Source organism: Halomonas sp. ML-15 (assembly GCF_014779595.1).
GTDB lineage: Bacteria > Pseudomonadota > Gammaproteobacteria > Pseudomonadales > Halomonadaceae > Franzmannia.
This window is the reverse complement of the sequence record NZ_JACXZT010000002.1, coordinates 396,339-415,220: the sequence shown is the minus strand read 5'-3', so window position 1 is coordinate 415,220 and position 18,882 is coordinate 396,339. Positions and strand designations below refer to the sequence as shown.

At 65.5% G+C, this 18,882-nt stretch carries 14 protein-coding genes; 3 read left to right on the top strand and 11 right to left on the bottom strand.

Annotation, left to right across the window (positions count from 1 at the left end):
• Window positions 1–16: 16 nt before the first annotated feature.
• Genes IEI94_RS03535 through IEI94_RS03495 form a run of 9 tightly spaced genes read right to left on the bottom strand, consistent with a single transcriptional unit; the run spans window position 17 to window position 12,122 of the window.
• Window positions 17–1,051: a FecCD family ABC transporter permease gene (locus IEI94_RS03535; RefSeq protein ID WP_191165611.1), complete on the bottom strand. Its 1,035-nt coding sequence runs from the start codon at window positions 1,049–1,051 to the stop codon at window positions 17–19.
• Window positions 1,048–2,052 (bottom strand): FecCD family ABC transporter permease, encoded by a 1,005-nt coding sequence (locus IEI94_RS03530; protein ID WP_191165609.1) that lies wholly within the window; start codon window positions 2,050–2,052, stop codon window positions 1,048–1,050. Before IEI94_RS03530 ends, IEI94_RS03535 begins: the two co-directional genes overlap by 4 nt.
• Window positions 2,046–3,005, bottom strand: coding sequence for an ABC transporter substrate-binding protein (locus IEI94_RS03525; protein ID WP_191165607.1), 960 nt, complete (start codon window positions 3,003–3,005; stop codon window positions 2,046–2,048). Before IEI94_RS03525 ends, IEI94_RS03530 begins: the two co-directional genes overlap by 7 nt.
• Before the next feature lie 33 nt (window positions 3,006–3,038).
• Window positions 3,039–5,000: an IucA/IucC family protein gene (locus tag IEI94_RS03520; protein ID WP_191165606.1), complete on the bottom strand. Its 1,962-nt coding sequence runs from the start codon at window positions 4,998–5,000 to the stop codon at window positions 3,039–3,041.
• On the bottom strand, window positions 4,997–6,259 hold the full coding sequence (locus IEI94_RS03515) for a type III PLP-dependent enzyme (protein ID WP_191165604.1): 1,263 nt from the start codon (window positions 6,257–6,259) through the stop codon (window positions 4,997–4,999). The genes IEI94_RS03520 and IEI94_RS03515 overlap by 4 nt, the downstream gene beginning before the upstream one ends.
• Complete coding sequence (locus IEI94_RS03510) at window positions 6,256–7,032, bottom strand: HpcH/HpaI aldolase family protein (protein ID WP_191165602.1); 777 nt, start codon at window positions 7,030–7,032, stop codon at window positions 6,256–6,258. Before IEI94_RS03510 ends, IEI94_RS03515 begins: the two co-directional genes overlap by 4 nt.
• Before the next feature lie 9 nt (window positions 7,033–7,041).
• Entirely contained in the window at window positions 7,042–8,877 is a 1,836-nt protein-coding gene (locus tag IEI94_RS03505) for an IucA/IucC family protein (protein WP_191165600.1), read from the bottom strand.
• A gap of 4 nt (window positions 8,878–8,881) precedes the next feature.
• Window positions 8,882–10,645 (bottom strand): IucA/IucC family protein, encoded by a 1,764-nt coding sequence (locus IEI94_RS03500; RefSeq protein ID WP_191165598.1) that lies wholly within the window; start codon window positions 10,643–10,645, stop codon window positions 8,882–8,884.
• 19 nt (window positions 10,646–10,664) lie between these two features.
• Window positions 10,665–12,122, bottom strand: a complete 1,458-nt coding sequence (locus IEI94_RS03495) for a DHA2 family efflux MFS transporter permease subunit (RefSeq protein WP_191165596.1) — start codon at window positions 12,120–12,122, stop codon at window positions 10,665–10,667.
• Between the two features lie 184 nt (window positions 12,123–12,306).
• Between IEI94_RS03495 and IEI94_RS03490 the strand changes: the two genes are divergently transcribed.
• Genes IEI94_RS03490 through IEI94_RS03480 form a run of 3 tightly spaced genes read left to right on the top strand, consistent with a single transcriptional unit; the run spans window position 12,307 to window position 14,970 of the window.
• The gene (locus IEI94_RS03490; protein ID WP_191165594.1) at window positions 12,307–13,149 is read left to right on the top strand and encodes an ABC transporter ATP-binding protein; all 843 of its coding nucleotides are present in this window, start codon (window positions 12,307–12,309) and stop codon (window positions 13,147–13,149) included.
• Complete coding sequence (locus tag IEI94_RS03485; RefSeq protein WP_191165592.1) at window positions 13,146–14,099, top strand: sucrase ferredoxin; 954 nt, start codon at window positions 13,146–13,148, stop codon at window positions 14,097–14,099. Before IEI94_RS03490 ends, IEI94_RS03485 begins: the two co-directional genes overlap by 4 nt.
• Window positions 14,092–14,970 carry an ABC transporter substrate-binding protein gene (locus IEI94_RS03480; RefSeq protein ID WP_191165590.1) on the top strand — a complete coding sequence of 293 codons (879 nt, stop codon included), beginning with the start codon at window positions 14,092–14,094 and terminating at the stop codon, window positions 14,968–14,970. The genes IEI94_RS03485 and IEI94_RS03480 overlap by 8 nt, the downstream gene beginning before the upstream one ends.
• 42 nt (window positions 14,971–15,012) lie before the next feature.
• Here IEI94_RS03480 and IEI94_RS03475 read toward each other — a convergent pair whose 3' ends face one another.
• Window positions 15,013–16,671: a multidrug ABC transporter permease/ATP-binding protein gene (locus IEI94_RS03475; RefSeq protein ID WP_191165588.1), complete on the bottom strand. Its 1,659-nt coding sequence runs from the start codon at window positions 16,669–16,671 to the stop codon at window positions 15,013–15,015.
• Between the two features lie 104 nt (window positions 16,672–16,775).
• On the bottom strand, window positions 16,776–18,761 hold the full coding sequence (gene fhuB / locus IEI94_RS03470; protein ID WP_191165586.1) for a Fe(3+)-hydroxamate ABC transporter permease FhuB: 1,986 nt from the start codon (window positions 18,759–18,761) through the stop codon (window positions 16,776–16,778).
• Between the last annotated feature and the right edge of the window lie 121 nt (window positions 18,762–18,882).

Below are 18,882 nucleotides of genomic sequence, written 5' to 3'. Positions count from 1 at the left end.
CATCGATGACTGGCACTCAGCTTCGCCAGCGATACAGCAGATAGACGAAAAACGGCGCGCCGATACCGGCGACGAAGATACCCGCCGGCAGGTCCCGGGGCAGGAAAGCAATTCGTCCCATCAGGTCGGCATGCAACACGATCAGCGCGCCGACCAGGGCGGTGACCGGCACCAGGCCGGTATGGCCACGCACCCCCAGCCGGCGAGCAATATGTGGCGCGAGCAGACCGACGAAGCTCAAGCCGCCAGCGAACGCTACCGCTGCTCCCGCCAGTGCCACGGCCAGCAGCAGCAGGGCCAGGCGGCTGCCGTGCAGCGCCGTGCCCAGCCCCACGGCCAGTTCATCGCCGAGAGCCAGTACATCCAGACGCCGTGCCAACGCCAAAGCCAATGGCAGCCCCAGCAATGCCCAAGGTGCCAATCCCGCCACTTCGCGCCACTGGGCAGCGTAGAGACTTCCTGTCAACCACACATAGGCCTGCATGGCCGTGGTATCGGCGCTCAGCACCAACACCAGAGTGGTCCCCGCTCCGAGCGCGGCGGCAATTCCGATGCCAATCAATACCAGGCGAGCTGGCGTCACGACGCGCCCGTTCAAGGCGATGATGGCCAGCGCCACCAGCAGTGCACCACTCAGCGCCGCCAACGGCAGCCAGGCGTCCCCCAGCGCCGTTCCGCCCAGCGCCAGGAAACAGACAGCCGCCAGCGAGGCGCCGCCGGTAATGCCAATCACGTCCGGTGAGGCCAGGGGATTGCGCACCAGCCCCTGAAGCAGCAGTCCAGCCACGCCCAGGCAGGCACCGACAAGAATGGCCAGCACAAGCCGGGGCAGACGGATCTCGTGGACGATCAAGGCGATATCGCTGCGCCCAGGCCACAGCAGCGCCTCCAGCACCGCCCCCAGCGACGTGGCCTGGCTGCCCAGGCTTAGCGAGGCCAGGGCACTGGCCACGAGCGCCAGGGTCAGCAGCAGCGTCACCACCAGGGGGCGGCGCTCCAGGCGCAGGGAGAATCTCCCATTGGCCGTGCGCACGACAACGGGATGGCTCATGGAGCCAGGCTCCGGCGGCGAGCGAGATAGAGAAAGAATGGGGTGCCGAGCAGCGCCGTCATTACTCCCACCGGCACCTCCTGGGGCGGCATCAGGAAGCGCGCCAGAGTATCGGCCCCCAGCAACAGGCCGGCACCTAGCAGGGCACAGCCGGGCAGCACCCAGCGATGGTCGCGGCCGAACAGGGCACGCACCATGTGCGGCACGATCAGTCCGACGAAGCCGATCATCCCGGCCAACGCCACTGAACTTCCCGCCAGCACGATGACAACCGCCCCCGCCAGTAGCCTGACCCGACCGGTGCGCTGGCCCAATCCCTTGACCACCTCGTCGTCCAGCACCAGCAGGTTGAGCTGACGCACCAGCAGCAGGCAGACAGCAGCGGCGGCCATGAAGAACGGTAGCAGCGGCAGCAGCATGTCCAGGCTACGCCCCGCCACCGAGCCCGCCAGCCACAGCAGCAGGCTCTCGAAGCCCTCCTGGTCGACGATCAAGAGCCCCTGGGCCAGCGAGACGAACAAGGCCGTGACCGCCACTCCGCCCAGTACCACCCGCACCGGCGAGAAGATGCCATCGCGCCCTCGCCCCAGCAGCGCGACCAACAGTGCCGCTACCAGGGCGCCGAGGAAGGCCACCCAGGCCAGCGCCAAGGGGGAGCGCAGGGCGAAGACACTGCTCGCCACCACCACGAAGCACATGGCACCGGCGTTGATGCCGAGGATGCTCGGTGCCGCCAGGGCGTTGCGCGTCAAGGTCTGCATCAAGGCGCCGGCCACCGCCAGGCTGGCCCCCACCACGGCAGCGATCAGCGCGCGTGGCAGACGTTCGGTACGCAGGATCAGGTGCTGCACCGACCCCGGGTCGGGCGCGAGAAAGGCCTCCACCAGGGTGGCCGGGGCCATCGCAGTGGCGCCCAGTGCCAGGCTGGCCAAGCCGGCGGCAAGCGCCAACAGCGCCCCGGCAATCAGCCCAAGCAACCTGGCTGAGGGGGTCGTCAGCATGGCGCACCTTCTCCTTGGCGCACGCTATCGTCCAGCTCGTAGTGATCATAGAGTTCGTCGAGTAGCCGATGGGCGGCCAGGATGCCGGCGCCCATGCTCCAGATCACCGGATCAACGTAATAGACCCGCTCCCGCTCGACCGCCTCGAGACGATGCCACAGTGGGTGTGCCGTCCACTCGCGATGCAGCTCGGCCACCGCCGCATCGTCGCGCATGAACACGAAGATCGCATCGGCATCCAGGGCCGGCAGGGTTTCACGGCTGACCAGCTTGATGCCCCAGCCGCTGCCCTGTTGGCCTGCCGGACGCAGAAATCCCAACTGATCGAGGACGCTTCGGGCAAAGCCATCGTAGTAGAGACGCACGTGGTCACCGCGGAAGCTGACCACCGAGACCCGCTGAGGCCAGGCATCGCCCAGCCGGGCCTCGACACGGCAGCGAAAGTCGGCCACACGAACCCGCCAGCCGGCGAGCAGCGCCCGGGCCTCGGCCTCGCGACCAGTGGCCTCGCCCATAAGCTCGAGCATGGTCTCGAAATCATGGGCACTATCGGCAATCAGCGTAGGCGCGATACGCGACAGCAGCGGGTAGACCCCGGCATGGCGGTAGCGGGCGCCAACAATCAGGTCGGGCGCGAGCCCCGCCACCGCCTCCAGGTCCGGCTGGGTCTCCAGCCCCAGGTAGCGCACTTCCGCGGACAGCTCGTCGCGCAGGTAGCGATACATGGGGGGCTCGAGCCACGACTCGACCACCCCCACCGGCTCGAGCCCCAGCGCCAGCGCGGTATCCGTGGCCCCCTGGTAGAGCGTCACGATACGCTGGGGCTGGCCCTCGATGCGTGCCTCACCCAAGGCGTGTCCGACGCTGCGTGTCGTCTCGGCATGAGCCATCACGGTCAGGCATCCCGTCAGCAGCAAGGTGATGACGCGGCGGCAGGCGCACAAGAAGAGCATGAGAATCATTCGTCATTTCGAAAGTCGGCCCCTTTATACAGGTTCAGCCCCGACAACGCACGCACCTTCCCGCCCCCGGCTGCCCAGCATTGCCGCGTGGAACGGGTTGGGCAGACTCGACTTGCCCGAAGGCATGCTGCCAGGCACACCCTGCTGTTCGAACAGCGGTCGCAGCACGCACTTCAGCGGCCAACGCGACGCTTCGAACAGCACGGCATGCAGGGTACGTCGCTGCGCGGTATCAAACGGCAGCGACGCAATTCGCGCCTCCAGGCGGACATGTATCTCCTGCCATAGCCGCGCCTCTGCCAGGCCAAGGTGAGCATGATGCCGCGTCAGGCTCTCGACGATGGCCAGCAGGTTGACCTGGATGCCCAGGGTCTGGAGGTAGAACAGCAAGTCCTCTGGAGTGTCGTTGTAAAGGCTGTTCGCATAGCCTGGGCGAATACGGTATTGAGGATCATCGATGCCATGGCGGTCGAGCCACGGAAGATGCAGGCGCACCGAGTCGTGATCGCGCAGCAGCATCCCTTCGGGACGACCGTCGCGGCATACCAACACAGCGTTCTGGCCATGAATCTCGGGCATCAGCCCCAGGCGGTAGAGGCGCAGCGAGATATCGAAGAGTGTCTCGCACACTTCGCCGAACAGGGCGATCACCGCCGCCTCGGTGTCGCACCAGCCGCGCTGCCGCCGCCATGCATCGAAGGGATGCTCTCCGGCACGCTCCATCTGGGCGCTCGATACGCCCAGTGCCGCCATCGGTACCAGGCGCACCGCCGGGTCATCCAACAGTGCAGCCGGATACTCCCGCGCCAGTGCCCCCAAATGGCGGGGCGGATCGTCGAACAGACCACCGCCCTGAGGCAGGTAGGACCACCAGCGACGCTCATCGCAAAGGTACAGCCGCGCCTGGAGTTCCGGATCCCGCGCTTTGGCCTGTTCGAGCAGCGTCTGACCACGCTCCCCGTTGATCAGCTTGACCGCCGGCAGATAGCGAGCGGCGCCCAGCGAGAAAACCGCCATCGGCAGCTTGAGATGGAAGCGGCTCTCGTCCAGCGGTGCCAGCGAGCGCAGCGACGATGTTGCCGTAAAGTCGCCAACAGCCGTTGTCAGCGCCACGCCTTCCTGTGCCGCCAGCATGGCAGCGAGATGGCGCGGCAAACCGTGCTCGAACTGCCAGGGATGCACCGGCAGCGCCAGGTAGCGACGAGGGTCCAAGCCACGCCTTTCCATCTCCTCTTCCAGCTCGCTGCGCGCCGCGGCACTCAGCAGCAGATCCACCGGCTCCAAGGCCCCGGCCGCCGCCCTGCTCCCGGCCGTCAGACAGTCTCGCCGCATGGCCAGCCAACGCATGCGGATCGGCTGGGAAAACTCCGCCGCATAGCAACGATGATCCGCCTCGTCGAGCCCCTCCTTGGCCTTGGCCAGCGGATGAAAAGGCCGATCACGTAGCGCGGCACGGCGCTCGTGGATACGCAGGCTCGCTGCTGCGGTGTGCACCTGTGGCATATCCAGCGGCGCCGCCTCGGCGATGGACTGGCGAGTCTGCCACAGGGTGGTGAGCAACAGCCGATGGACGTTGGCCACCCCCGGCTGTTGGCGCTGGGTATCGTTCAGACAGTGCTTCACCACAAGCTCAAGCAGCTCGACCGCTGCCAGGCGCCTCCAGGCGACGATATAGCCGTCGTCCCGACAGTTCGCCGCGAACACACCGGTTGTCGCGACATGCCGGTACGACGGCAGAATCGCGCCACGCAGCGCAATCAACACCACCTCTCCCGCCTCGCGCGCCGTCCACCAGCGCAGACACTGTACCCCACGCGGCCAGGCCAGGGCGGCAGGCAACGCATCGGACGCCGGCCAATCGACGCTCTGACCGTCAAGAAAGCCCTCGGCAAGCAGCGTGTCGACGAGATCGCCTATCAGGCGTATCTCGGCGAGGCGTCCTGCCTCGGCAACGCCTGCATCGGGCGGTGAGGAAAAGGGAATCATGAGACAGGCTCCTTGTCGTCGAGGTAGAGATGCCGAGGGTGGGAATGGCCCAGGAAGTCGTGATGTGAAATGGTCCAGCCGTATGCGCCGGCACGGTGGAAGAGCACCAGATCCCCCACCCTCAGCCGCCCCACCGCCACCTCGCGGGCCAGCACGTCCTTCGGCGTGCATAGTTCACCGGCCAGAGTCACGCGCTGACCGTTGAGTTCAGGGCGTGGGAAGGGATAAGGCCAAAGGTGGCATGGCAGCACCTCGAAGGGGTGGTCGTGCTGCCAGGAAGCGGGCAAGCGGAAGTGATGCGTACCGCCACGCAGGATGGCGAAGTAGCGCCCATGGCTCTGCTTGAGATCGATAACCTCGGCAACGTAGTAGCCGCAGAAGGCCGCGATGTAGCGCCCCGGCTCGAACAACAGCTCCGCCCCGGGCAGTGGGTCGGCAGCGAGTTGAGGACGCAGCGCCTCGAGGAAAGCCGCCCAGTCGAAGTCCGGGCGCTCGTCATAGGAGACGCCAAAGCCGCCACCGGCATCGAGGCAACGGATCTTCAAGTCAAAGCGCTCAGCCCAGCCTCGCACCCGTGAGAGGTAAGTGGCCACCAGCCGTGCATGCAGTCGCGCATCGAGATTGTTGGAGATCGAGTGCATGTGGAATCCATCAAGCTGCAGCGCCGGGCTGCATTGGGCCTCCTCGATCACCTCCTCCACCTGCGCTTCATCGATGCCGAACTGGGTCGCCCGCCCGGCCATGGTGACAGTAGCCTCGGGCAGTGCATCGTGCAGGTTCACCCGCAACAGGATCGGCACCACCCTGCCACGACGCTCGGCGATCAGGTTGAGCCGGCGCAGTTCGTGCAGGCTCTCGACGTGAATGCGCTCAACGCCGAGGGTGAGTGCCTCCTCGAGCTCCGTATCCTTCTTGCCGGGGCCGCCGAAGATCACTCGTACGGAGTCGCTGACCTCGCGGATACGGCGAATCTCGCCGATCGAGGCAGCCTCGAAGCCCGCGACCAAGGGTGCCAGTGTTTCGATCAGGCGCCGGTCGGGGTTGGCCTTGACCGCATAATAGAGCCGGCAGGACTGCGGCAGCCCCGCCAGCATCGCGCGAACGTGCTCGCGCAGTGCCGTCAGGTCATAGACAAAGGCACAGACAGGCTCGCGCGCGCCCTCGGGAGCCGGCTCGCCGAGTGCCGCCAGGCAACGCCTGACCGCTTCGGAAGGCGGGTTCCAGGGCGCCCGAGGCAATATCTTGACCACACTGGTCATGGGCTCGCCTCCTCACGATAGGGAGTCAGCTTCGCTTGCAGGGCACGAAAGGCGGTACCGCGTTCATCCCCCAGCACGAAGGCGTGCACGCCCCGCTCGCGCCAATAGTCACGCCGCGCGGCGCTGCGGGGAATGGCGCAGAACGGTACCTCGGCGCAGCGACAGGCGGCATGGATGCGATCCAGCGCCTCGCGTACCTGCGCCGATTCGGTCTGCCAGGGCAAGCCCAGCGATTGCGACAGGTCCGCCGCGCCCTCGAGCACCATGTCCACCCCGGGTACTCGCAGGATGGCCTCAAGGTTCTCTACCCCTTCCAGGCTCTCGATCATCGGCACCAGCATCAGCTCGTCATTGGCCCGTTGCAGGTAGTCGACCGGATCGTCAGCACCGAAGCGCCCCGGGCGACCAGTGTTCATGCTGCGCCGCCCCAGGGGATGGAAGCGCAGGCACTCGTTGAGCGCCAACAGGGGCTCGGAGCTGCGCACGTCGGCCAGCACTATCCCCCGGGCACCGCCATCGAGCAGCGGTACCACGCTGGCCGGGTCGGGGCGCGACACCCGCACCAGGGCGGTGAGCCCGGCAAGCTCCGCGGCGCGCAGCATGTGCTCCAGGGTCTCAGGGTTCACCAAGGTGTGCTCGGTATCGAGGATGACGAAATCGAAGCCGGCCTGGCCGATCATCTCGACGGTCACTGCCGTGGGAATCGAGGCGAACAGGCCGAGCACCGTCTCGCCGCGCGCCAGCCGGCGCTTCAGTTCATTGGGCGTTAACATCACCCCTCCTCAGGCGCCTGGCCGGTACGGATACAGCGGATTGTCGCGGGTCGCGAAGCGCTTCTCGGCGTCGCCAAACAGCCTTCGCTTGGTCAGCTCCTCGATGCTCACCGTCGGCGCGAACAGGTCGAACAGCGCAAAGCGCGGCTCCAGCGCCTGGTGTGCCACCTGATAATCCAGGATGACGGCGGCAGTCATCTCCCAGAAGCTGGCCTCGGGCAGCTCGTAGTACTGCTCCAGGCACAAGCAGAGTTCGGTGAGGGCAATGAATACGAAGGCGTCGTAGGTGAAATCACGCACTTCGTCGGCACTCTCGGTCTGGATATAGGAGTTGCGGTTGACGGCGGCATGGCTGGCCGGCTCCGCTACCAGGCAGGGGGCTCGCTCTGGCTCGGCCAGAAGTGCCGGGCTGTAGCGCACCCCATCGTGGAAATCCTTGAGCGCGATGCGCTCGGGCCAGCCATCGCGGTGGATCAGCAGGATATTCTGGCCATGCGACTCCAGGCCGATGCCATGGGCATAGAGCAGGTGAATCAGCGGTGTCACCGTGACCTCGAGCAGCCGCCGGGTCCAGGCCGCCACCCCGTAGTGCCGCACCCAACCATCGAGCATCGGTGTCCCCGTGGCGGCGAGTTGGGTCAATCCATTGAAGGCCAGCGCGCGCTCCCCCGGCTGCAGGTAGCGGTGCAGACTCTCGCGCCACACGGCGCCCAGGGTACCGTAGGCCAGGCTGCGCTGCGGTTCGGCCAGGCGCGAGGCATCATAGGCCACCCCCAGCACCTCACGCAGAATGACCACACCGCACTCGCGCGCCGTATCATCACGCGCCACCAGGTCATGCAACCAGTCGCTGATACGCGCGCTGTTCTCTACGGTGTGGGCAGCCAGGATGCGGCTGGTGGAGGTGTTGACGATGCTCAGCGCAAGCTTGAGGCTGGCGCGCCGAGGCCGGCTGGCATTGACCAGGGTGCGGATCGACTGCTGGGCCAGGTAGGCGTCGTCCCCCATGCCCAGGTAACAGAGGCGCCCATCGGCCAGCTCGGCCTGGAAGGTGGGCAGGATAATGTGGTTCCACTGCCAGGGATGCACCGGCAGGAACACATAGTCCTGGGGGCGTCGTACCGCCGCAACGAGCAGGCGCCGGAAGCGCGCCAGCGTCGCTTCGCCCAGCTCATCGCGCAGGAAAGCAGCGTGGTTCAACGAAACCGACAGCGAGACCCTGCAGTGCCCAAGGTCCACGGCCAGCCAGACCGGCCGGACGTCCTGACGGAACTCGGGGCCATAGGCCGCGTTGTCGGCGAGCGAAAAGCCAAGCCGCGACTTGTAGCTCGGGTGATAGGGATGCCCCTCCTGCAGCCACCCTTCCCAGGCATCATGGTCCCAAGTCAGGTCCGGGGTGGTTGGCATGCCGCGCAATATTCGTGACTGGGTATCCTTGAGCAGGGTCTGCTGCAGCTCTTTCAGCAGGTGGGGTAGGCGCTCTGCGGGAACCACCAAGGCCATCACCTCGGCCATGAAGCCGGACAGGGTCGCCTCCTGACGATGACCGTCCGCATCATGGCGCTGGACGGGGCGCTTCGCCAGTCGCACCCGGCCGAAGCTGGCCTTGCGCGCGCCCCAGGCGGTATAGCGCACCTCATGCCCGTAGTCGTCGCGCCCTATCAGCGAGAACGCGCACGTCTCACCCGGCCCGGCCGCCTCCTCGACGACTGGCAGAACCGCTTCGAACAGCAGGCCTTGGATGAACTGGCGCAGCACCCGTTGCTGTACGCGCACATACTCCGGCGACGATGGTATTTGCCCAAGGTCGACGCTTGCTTGCGTGGGTCGTAGGATCGCTTCCATGTGGTCATCCAGCTCGTTTGATGGGATTGACGATATCGACGAACAGCGGGCTTGCCCCCCGCTGCCGGAAGCAGCTGAGCAGATTGGCCTTGGCCGGCAAGTGGTCAGCCTGCAACAGGTCTTCGGCGTAGGCCGCTAGGCGCGGGTTGCCTAGCTCGCGCAGGCGCACCAGGCAGGTGCCCGCTTGGCGCCAGAAGCGCCCTTCGTCGACATCGAGATGCGTTGCCAGGGCGTTCACCACACCCCCGAGGTGGTTGACGAAGAAGTAGTACTGCGTGCGCCGCCAGGCGACCTCTGGCGAGTAGAGCAGCGGGCTGTCCGCCGCGATGCCAAGCGAAGACCACGCCGGCAGGCGGCTGATCTGCTCACGGTCCAGGCTCACCCCCTCCAGGTCGCGTACATATAGCGTGGCGGGCCAGCCCCGCTCCAGGCGCAGCAGACTGTTCTGCAGGTGAGCCTCGAAGCTGACGCCGGTGCGCACCAGGACTTCGAGAATCGGCACCAGCGAGATTTCCAGATAGGCTGCGAACCAGCGCTCCAGGTCCACCTCGCCGCCTGCGCCATGGCGAATCGCCGCCACCAGCTTGGGTTCCGCCTCCCCGGGGTAGGGTTCCAGCAGCGAGGCGAGCACGCAGGCATGCTGCGCCTCGCTGGGCATGGGCCGGTAGATCACCGTAAAGGCAGCCGCACGGTGGCCGGCCAGGGCCGGGTGCTCGGGATCCAGGGTGCGATAGCCGGTTTCCATCACGACTCGGAAGACATCGCTCTGCAGCTCACCACGCAGGTGTTGGATAAGCCTCGCGGCGTCCAGAGTTCGGCGCGATTGCTCGAGGGTATTCTCGCGAATCAGGTTGGTGATGCGCACTTGCAGAGGCAGCTTGTAGCCCTGGCCAGTCTCCGGCACCCATACCGAGCGCGTCGAGGAGGTGGGATAGGCCAGCGGCCCCAGAGCGCCGAGATCGACGAGAAGCTCATCCTCCAGCAGCAAGCGGATGTCCGGCTGATGCAGCAAGTAGCCCGCCTGCCAGGGATGCATGGGGAGCAGGAGATAGTCGGCGTGACGTCCGCCGAGTCGTTGCCGGGCCACCTCCAGCACGCTGTCCGCCAGCCCATCGTCAGGACCGTCGAGCCATGCCTCCACCAGCAGATCGCGGCGCACGGCCAGGTAGTGCAGTTGGAAGCGGGCACCTCGCTCCGGGCTGAAGCCGTCGAAGGCGCGGCGCTCAGCGCCCTGGGAGCATTTGGGGAAGGGGTGGAACGGATGGCCGAGGTAGAGCGACTGTTCGGCGGCGATGAAATCCAACGCCTCAGTCGCCGCGCGGCCATGGCGGTGATGAAAGTCGTCGAGATGCGCCGCCATACGGGTAAAGCTGTTGTTGATCTTGTCGCGCATGTCCCACAGCCGCAGCTCGTGGGTATTGTCGATCGCCGGCTCACTCAGCGACTCCAGCAGCCGCTGAATGATGTCCTGCATGTCGAGTGGCACCACGCTTCCCTGATCATCGCGAAGGTAGAACGCCGCACCATAGCGATGCTGTCCCGACAGAGAGAAGTCTCGCAGCGTGCCGATCAGCTCGCCTGCGGGCAACCTCAGGCAGAACGGCTCACCGACATCGAGCAGTGATGTCGCCAGGCAGCTCTCGCCATGACGTGGATCGTGGCATCCTGTCTCTCGCAGGTAGCTGTTGAGCAGCGCACGCAGGGTGGCTTGCTTGGCCTGAAGATGGCTGCCATAGGAGGGGCAGGTCGTGTGTGGCGTCGGCATCATCGACTGACTTGCCTCCCGCTCACTTGCGGGAAATTTGGGTAGCTCTACATGGATCATGAGCTGGCGTTACCTCATGGCGGGTGGAGGGAAGCGACAACGCCAAGGGCGTCACCACGAGAACCAGAGCAGCCAGGATGAAAAAGGCCTCACCCAACGCCGCCAGGACGGCCGCTTCATGGGCAGCACCCTCGGCGGCGAACTGCAATGTACGCAGGTCGTGATGCAGGGCCAGGAGGGCAATGCCCAGCGCCGAAGCGAGTCGTCGGGCCAGATTGTTCATTGCCGAGGCCTGGGCGATATGAGCATCACCCACTGCGTTGAGCCCGATCGTGGTTGCCGGTAGGTAGCCGAAGCCGAGCCCGACCCCGCGTGACGCCATCAACACGCCGATCAGCCAGAGGGGTGCCTCATCTCCCAGCACGGCAAGACCTACCAGCGCCACCGCCGACACCAGCAGGCCTCCCGTTACTACCTGACGCGCCCAGCAGCCATCGACCAGACGGCCGGCCCAGGGCGAGCAGACAGCCGCCATCAGCGCGGTGGGCAGGAACATCAGGCCGGTCGTGAGGGCGTCGTAGCCCTGAACACGCTGCATCCAGATCGGAATCAACAACAGACACCCGAAGGTAGTGATGGCCTGAGCGCAGGCAATGAGCACGCTGGCGCGAAAAGGAGAGATGGCAAACAGGCAGAGTTCAAGCAACGGGTGCAAGGCACGTCGTTCAACCCTGACAAAGGCGATCAGCAACGCCACTCCGAGACCCAATGGCCCCCAATGCGCGGCGTCGAGGAGATCGGCAGGAGACGCCATGCCGGCCAGGGCGACAAGCACCCCACCGACTCCCAGGGCCACCAGCACGAAGCCGGGCAGGTCGAAACGACGCTCGCGGTCGCACTCCCCCCCTTCGAGGCAGAAATGACCGCCTGCCAACGCCAGGACCGCGACGGGCAAATTCATCAGGAACAGGGCCTGCCAGGAACTCACCTCCAGCAGCAGCCCGCCGACGCTAGGCCCGATGGCTGGCGCGATCATCACGGCAAAGCCCCAGATCCCTACCACCCGCCCCCGTTGTTCAGCAGGCCAAGCGGCAAAAATCAACGGCAGCGAGAGCGGTATCATCAGGCCGGCAGCTACACCCTGCAGGGCGCGTGCCACCAGCACCCAGGCCAGGCTCGCCGCCAGCGCTCCCTGCAGGGAAGCGAACAGGAATAGCCACAGCCCCAATAGATAGAAACGCCGCGTCCCCCAGCGCCTGGCAAGAAAGCCAGTCAGCGGCATGGTCATACCCATCGCCACCAGGAACAGGGTCATGACCCAGCTCACCTGAATGGCGGCGGCGTCGAACACACGCATCAACTCGGGGATCGCCAGATTCAAGGCGCTGTTATTGAGACTGACGGTAAAGGTTCCCAGCAGCACGGTCACAAGCACTCGACGCGCGGCACTATCCTTGGATGACATTCCCTTGGATGACATTCCTCTCTTCCCTACGCCCCATGAGTTGCAGGGGGGCGAACCTGGACGATGCCGCCAGGCTGGCACAGCCAACCTCTAAATACAAATAGTTATCAAAAGCATTTGGTAATTATATGTAATACGTCGCATCGAGAATGAGAAATGCTTATACTCGTCGCCTGCATCCCAAGCTGTGACATCGCCAATGGATACTTCTCGCTCCCAAGCCTGCCGCCTACTGGGTGAAGGCCTGACCGCCGGCTACGAGGACCACCAGGTCCTCGAGAACATCGATTTCCGTGTTGCCGAAGGGCGTCTCACGGTACTGCTGGGCCCTAACGGCTGCGGAAAATCCACGCTGCTGAAGACACTGGCTCGCACGCTGACGCCACAGCGGGGCCGCGTGCTGCTCGACGGCCAGGAGATTCACCGCTACCGCACCCGTGAAGTCGCTCATCGCCTGGGCATCCTGCCCCAGAGCCCTACGGCGCCAGAGGGCATGACGGTACGCGAGCTGGTCGGCATGGGGCGTTTCCCCCATCAGCGGCTGTGGCGGCAATGGTCGAGGCAGGACGAACAGGCGGTAACGGAGGCCATGGCCGTGGCACGGGTCGCGGACCTTGCCAAGCGTCCGGTGGACGCCCTTTCCGGTGGCCAGCGCCAACGCTGCTGGATCGCCATGGTGCTGGCCCAAGACACCGACCTCATCCTGCTCGACGAGCCGACCACCTTTCTCGATCTCAAGGTTCAAGTCGACCTGCTGGAGCTGCTGGTACGGCTGGCCCACGATCGTGGGCGCACCCTGCTGGTGGTGCTGCATGACCTCAACCTGGCCGCAGCCCATGCCGACGTGCTGGTGATGATGCGCAACGGACGCATCGAGCATAGCGGCTCACCGGAGGCGGTCTTTACCGCGGCGAACCTGAAGCAGGTATTCGATCTCGATGCCGAGGTGATCAATGCCCCCAGTACCGGCCGCCCGGTCTGCATCCCGGCCCTCAGCAGCGCTATCTCCTCAGCCAGGCACAAGGAGGAGCTACCGGCATGACTGCCCCCCATCGTTTCTGTGCCCAGGAGAGCCTTGCGCAGGGCGACCCGCTGGCAGGCAGCGCTGCCCACGCCGAGCGCAACCTGCTACTCAGCTGGCCACGGCCGAAATGGCAACGCAGCCTACGTCAGGCCAGCGACATGTCCGCCGAGGTGTCGACACGGCTCGAGGCCGTTGCCGAGGCGGGGCGACGGGTCAACCTGATTCATCGGCGTGACCAGCCCAGCGAAAGCCACTGCCTCTACCTGATGCCGGAGAATCTTCGCTACGAAGTATCGCGCGACGAACTACCGGATTTACTGGCAGCGCTACAGCGGGATGAACCGCTCGCGCATTGGGAGAGGGCCGCGCCCGCCGTCCCGCTATTGCTGTGCTGTACCCACGGCAAGAAGGACAAGTGCTGTGCAAAATTTGGCTATGCCGCCTACAAGGCCCTGGGCGCAGCAGTAGCGGAGCGCGACCTGCCCTTCGAGGTGTGGGAAAGCACCCACTTGGGCGGCTGTCGCCTGGCAGCCAGTGCCGTGGTCTTTCCCACCCTGCGCAAGTACGGCCGCATCGGCGAGGAGGATGTGCTGCCGCTACTCGAAAGCGAGATGGCCGATCGTCCCTACCTGCCCTGTTATCGCGGCGACTCACGACTCAGCCCCGTGCAGCAGTGCGCTCAAGTCGCCGCGCTGGAGTGGCTGGCCGAACGCAGCCTCTACCCCAGCGTGTCGGTTTCCCCGCCATCCGATCCCGAGGCGTCTCGATCTCGGTTGATCGCGGAATGGCAAACGGCCACTGACCAGGGCACTCTGGCCGTGGAGTGCGTACAGCGCATCCTTCAGCGCTTCGACACCTGCGCCGATCTCGACGCTCCGGCCAAGGCCACCTGGGTCTGGCAAGCGGTCTCACTCCAACAACTCGAACCTCATACACTCCTGCGAAAGCCATATCCGCACCATGCCTGACGCCCCTTCCCGCTGCTCACGCTATATAAAGCGGGGCCTTGCTCTGCTCCTCACAGGACTTGCCCTGGACGCCTCCGCACACGGCATCGCCAGCATCGACTGGACCCTGGCCGAGACCCTGGTGGCGATCGATGCCTCTCCCCACGGTGTCGCCCAGACCGACGCCTACCACGAGTGGGTCGGTGAGCCACGCCTGAACGATCAGGTGATCGATCTAGGGCTGCGCTCGCAGCCCAATACCGAACTGCTGGCGCATCTGGCGCCTACGCATATCCTCCTCTCGCCGATGTTCGCCAACCTGGTGCCACGCTTGAGCGGGATCGGTCAGGTCGACACCTTCCACCTCTATACGCCCGGCCACGACACCTGGGAGGAGGCGGTCACGCTGACCCGCGCGCTGGGCGAAATGACCGGCCGCACCGCGGCGGCCGACAGCCTGATCGAAGAGACCGCCACGCGCCTCGAGACGCTGCGCCAACGGCTGCCAGCCGGCATGCCCCCACTGCTGATTATCCAGTTCATGGATGATCGGCACGTGCGGGTCTTCGGTGAGAACGGTCTATTCCAAGCGGTGCTGGATCAGCTAGGACTGGAGAATGCCTGGCAGGAGGAAACCAACGCCTGGGGCTTCAGCCTGGCGGGCCTCGAACAACTGATGGCGCTCGACGCGCAACTCGTGGTGGTTGAGCCCTACCCCACCGGCGTCGAGGAGAAGCTCCGCCGCAGTGCGCTATGGCAGCATTTAATCAGCCTACGCGGCGGCACCTATATTACCCTGCCACCGACCTGGAGCTTCGGCGCCCTGCCCTCGGCACAGCGCTTCGCCGAACTCCTGGTGGACGCCCTGCCCGAAGCATCCATAGCCGGATAGCGACTCTCTGATTCGCTTAACGTACCGGTCTTACACCGGCGCCTAATGATCCACCCTGGCCACTGCATCGCGACTGGCGGCTTTGCGCTCCTCCCCGGTCAGCTCATGGAGCTGCCCGCCGCGCATCTCCAGCAGGCGGTCGGCCTGGTCGAAGTAGTGGTCGTCATGGCTGATCACCACCAGCGTCTTGCCCAGCGCCCTGAGGCGCGGCAACAGCTCACGATAGAAGACCCGTCGGAACTGCGGATCCTGGTCCGCTGCCCACTCGTCGAGCAGCAGCAGATCGCGATGCTCGGCCACCGCCAGCAGCATTGCCAGGCGCTTGCGCTGTCCCTGGGAGAGATTGATATTGGTGACGCGTTCGCCCTCGAAGTCGAGTTTGCTGTGCATGCTCAGGGCGGCCAGCCACTCCTCCATCAGCATCGCATCGGGGGGCTCGCCCCCTGGGCCCATCAGGCGGTCGAACAGGTGCAGGTCGGTGTAGATCGCCGAGAAGTGCTGGCGATAGGTCACCCAGTCCGCCTCCTGCAGCGCCCGGCCATCGACCCGCACGGACCCGCTTTGAGGCTGATAGAGCCCGGTCAGCAGCCGTGCCAGGGTCGACTTGCCACTACCGTTGCCGCCTATCAGAAACACCACCTCGCCGCGCCGCAGGGTCAGGTCGATGGGCCCGATCGCGAAGCCCGGCCGCGCCTCCTCTTCAGGATAGCGATAGGTCACTTTCTCCAGGACAATCTCCTGCCAGTCGTGACGCCGAGTGTCGTCATTGAAGCTATCGCGATAATCCGCCAGGGCCAGAGAGCTCAACTTGTCGAAGGCCACCCGGGCGTTGATCAGCGTCGGCAAGGCGCCCACGGCCTGGATCAAGGGCGCCCGCAGAAACAGCAGCGTCAGGGAGAAGGTGGTGGCCACTTGCGCCGACGCCCAACCCAGGCCATTGGCCAGGAAGAACACCACGCCGATGGCCCCCAGCATCATGATATTGAACCAGTTGATCGCACTGAGATGGTAGGTGTCGCCGCGGACGATATGGTGTCGATAGGCATCGGCATTGGGCGTATAGACATCGCGATACAGCCGCTTGGCCCGATCGCGATTGAGCGCCAGCTCCTTGCGCCCCTCGATCACCGACTGATAGTCCGCATAGAGCCGATCTTCGACCTCGCGCAACTTGGCCATATGCTGGTAGACCCAGGTGACCAGGCGCATTCCAATGATGATGGTGGCCGCGGTCCAGAGTGCCGTCACTCCCAGTATCGAGGGCGACAACCAGCCCAGGTAGAGGCAGGCGCCCGCGGTCAGTACCCCGCCCTGCACCAGCTCAGGCAAGCGTACGAAGGCCACGGTGATATAGCGCACATCGGTGGACAGACTAGCCAGCAAGCGCGCGCTGCCAATCTGCTCGATACGTTCGATATCGGTATCCAGAATGCGCTTGATCAGCTGCCCCCGTAGCCGAAACACGAAGTGGTGGCCCAAGGTGGTCAACGCCAACTGCGAGACGAGGGTGATCACCAGCAACAGCGCAATCAGGCCCAGGAACTCCGGCAGGACTCCCCAGGGGTCGGGAAAGGCACCCAGCATCCGCTGATTGATAAAGGCGATGACCCCGATGCCCAGGCCAGCGCTGGCCAGACTCAGCACCACCACGGCCACGAAGGGCCAGCGGTAATCCCGCCATACGATTCTGAACAGCTCCATTAACCTTGGCTCCTTGAGAGAGCTGAACGCTAAGGGAAGCGCTGCAGCATGGAGTGTTGCTTTAACGACATCTGCATCTCAGGCTGAGCGGGAGCGGCCCACCATCACAGCCTGCGCAGCCCCCACATGAAATAGGCACCGCCAATCAGCGACGCGACCAGCCCGGCCGGCATGTCATAGGGGAAGATCACCTGGCGACCCAGCCAGTCGGCCAGCACCATCAGCAGCATGCCCACCAGCGCCGCACCCAGCAGGTGATGGTGGGCCCGCGACAGCCCCAGCAGCTTGGCCATATGCGGCGCCAGCAGCCCAACGAAGGAGAGCGGCCCCACCACCAAGGTGGCGCAGGCCGTGAGCAGGGCCACCAGCAGCAACAGCACCAGGCGAGCGCGATTGAGGGCAATGCCCAGCGCCAGCGTGGTGGGCGCGCCCAGCGGCAGGATGTCCAGCCAGCGGGTCAGCGGCAACGTGCACAACGTCAGCACCGCGGCCAGCGTCCCCACCACCAGAGCACTGGTCAGATCGACGTAGTAGGTGGAGCCCGCCAGCCAGGCGATCACCTGCTGCCCGCGTGGGTCTCCCCCCGCCAGCATCACGCTGCGCACTGCATCGAACAGCGCCGTCACCGCCACCCCGGTAAGCAGCAGGCGCTCGGGGACGTAACCGCTGCGGCGGTTGAGCGCGACCAGAATCAGCAAGGTGGCCAAGGCGCCCAACGTGCCTACACCCACCAGCATGCCGCTGGTCGGCGCCGGTAGCAGGAAGATCCCCAGGATCAAGGCGATGGCACAGCCGCCGCTAATCCCCAACACCTCGGGGCTGGCCATGGGGTTGGCCGAGAGGCGCTGCAGCAGCGTGCCCGCCACCGCCAGCATCAGGCCGCTGGCGGCCGCCGCCACCACCCGGGGCAGCCGCCACTGCATAACGCTCCAGTTGTCTGGCGACAGCCAGTACCAGCCATTCACCCCCTGCCCCAGCAGCAGCCCCAGGGCGATGGCCAGCAACAGGCCGATGGCCAGTTGCGTCGCCAGTCGGGGCGGGGCGGGGTGGCGGCTCGCGGTCACGGCCGAGGGCTGGGGCGCCTTGTTGCCGTGCATCTTCAGGCGCGGGATCAGCCACATCAACAGCGGCGCCCCCAGCGCACCGGTCACCGCGCCGGTAGGGATCAGCATCGGCACCAGGCCGCTGAAGTTCTGCAGCAGCAGATCGGTGGTGGCCAGCAGCACGGCTCCCAGCAGCGTGCCCCATAGCAGCCGCTCGCCAAGGCGACGCGCCCCCGCCATGCGCACGATATTGGGCGCCGCCAGGCCGATAAAGCCGATAATGCCCACCACGCTGACGATGCTGCCGGTGATGAATACCGCCAGCCCCATGCCCGCAAAGCGCAGATAGGTGAGCGACACCCCCAGGCTCTTGGCACTGGCATCGTCCAGCTCCAGCACCGCCAAAGGTCGCAGCAGGAACCAGGCCAGCACGCAGCTAATGGCCAGCCGCGGCCAGAGAATCGCCACGCCGTCCCAGCCGTTCTGAGCCAGTGAGCCGGCGCCCCAGATCAACAGCCCCGACAGCGCCTCGTGATTGAATAGCAGCAGCGCCGTGGCCAGCGCCCCCAGGTAGAGGTTCACCACCAATCCGGCCAGCACCACCACGATCGGCGCCAAGCCCCTCCGCCAGGCCAGCATAAACACCAGCCCCACCGCCAGCGCACCACCGGCCAGCGCCACCCACTCGCGGCCAATGGCCAGAAGCCCTGGCGCCAGCAGGGTCGCCGTCATTAGCGCCAGGTTGGCCCCCGAGGCCACCCCCAGCGTAGTAGGCGACGCCAGCGGGTTGCGCAGCACCTGCTGCATCAACACCCCGGCCAGCGCCAGGCCACCCCCCGCCAGCAGAGCGATGGAGAGTCTTGGCCACCACGCATAGTGCAGCAGTAGCTGGTCGATATCCTCGAACGAGGGTGACCACAGAGCCTTGAAGCCCAGCCCCAGCCCACCTTGGGACTCCAACCCCAGCCAGAACAGCACCAGCAATGGCAGGCTTAACAGCCAGCAGGCAAGCGCCGGCGCCCCCCTGCGCATCGCATACCCTGTCATGCCCAATGTGCCGGTTCCTGCTGGTGGCGCAAGCTACCGTCGATCATGCGTTCTGCCCCCTGTACAAAGACGATTCAGGCGGCCCACACTTTAATTGAAAACGATTATCATTGGAATGCGC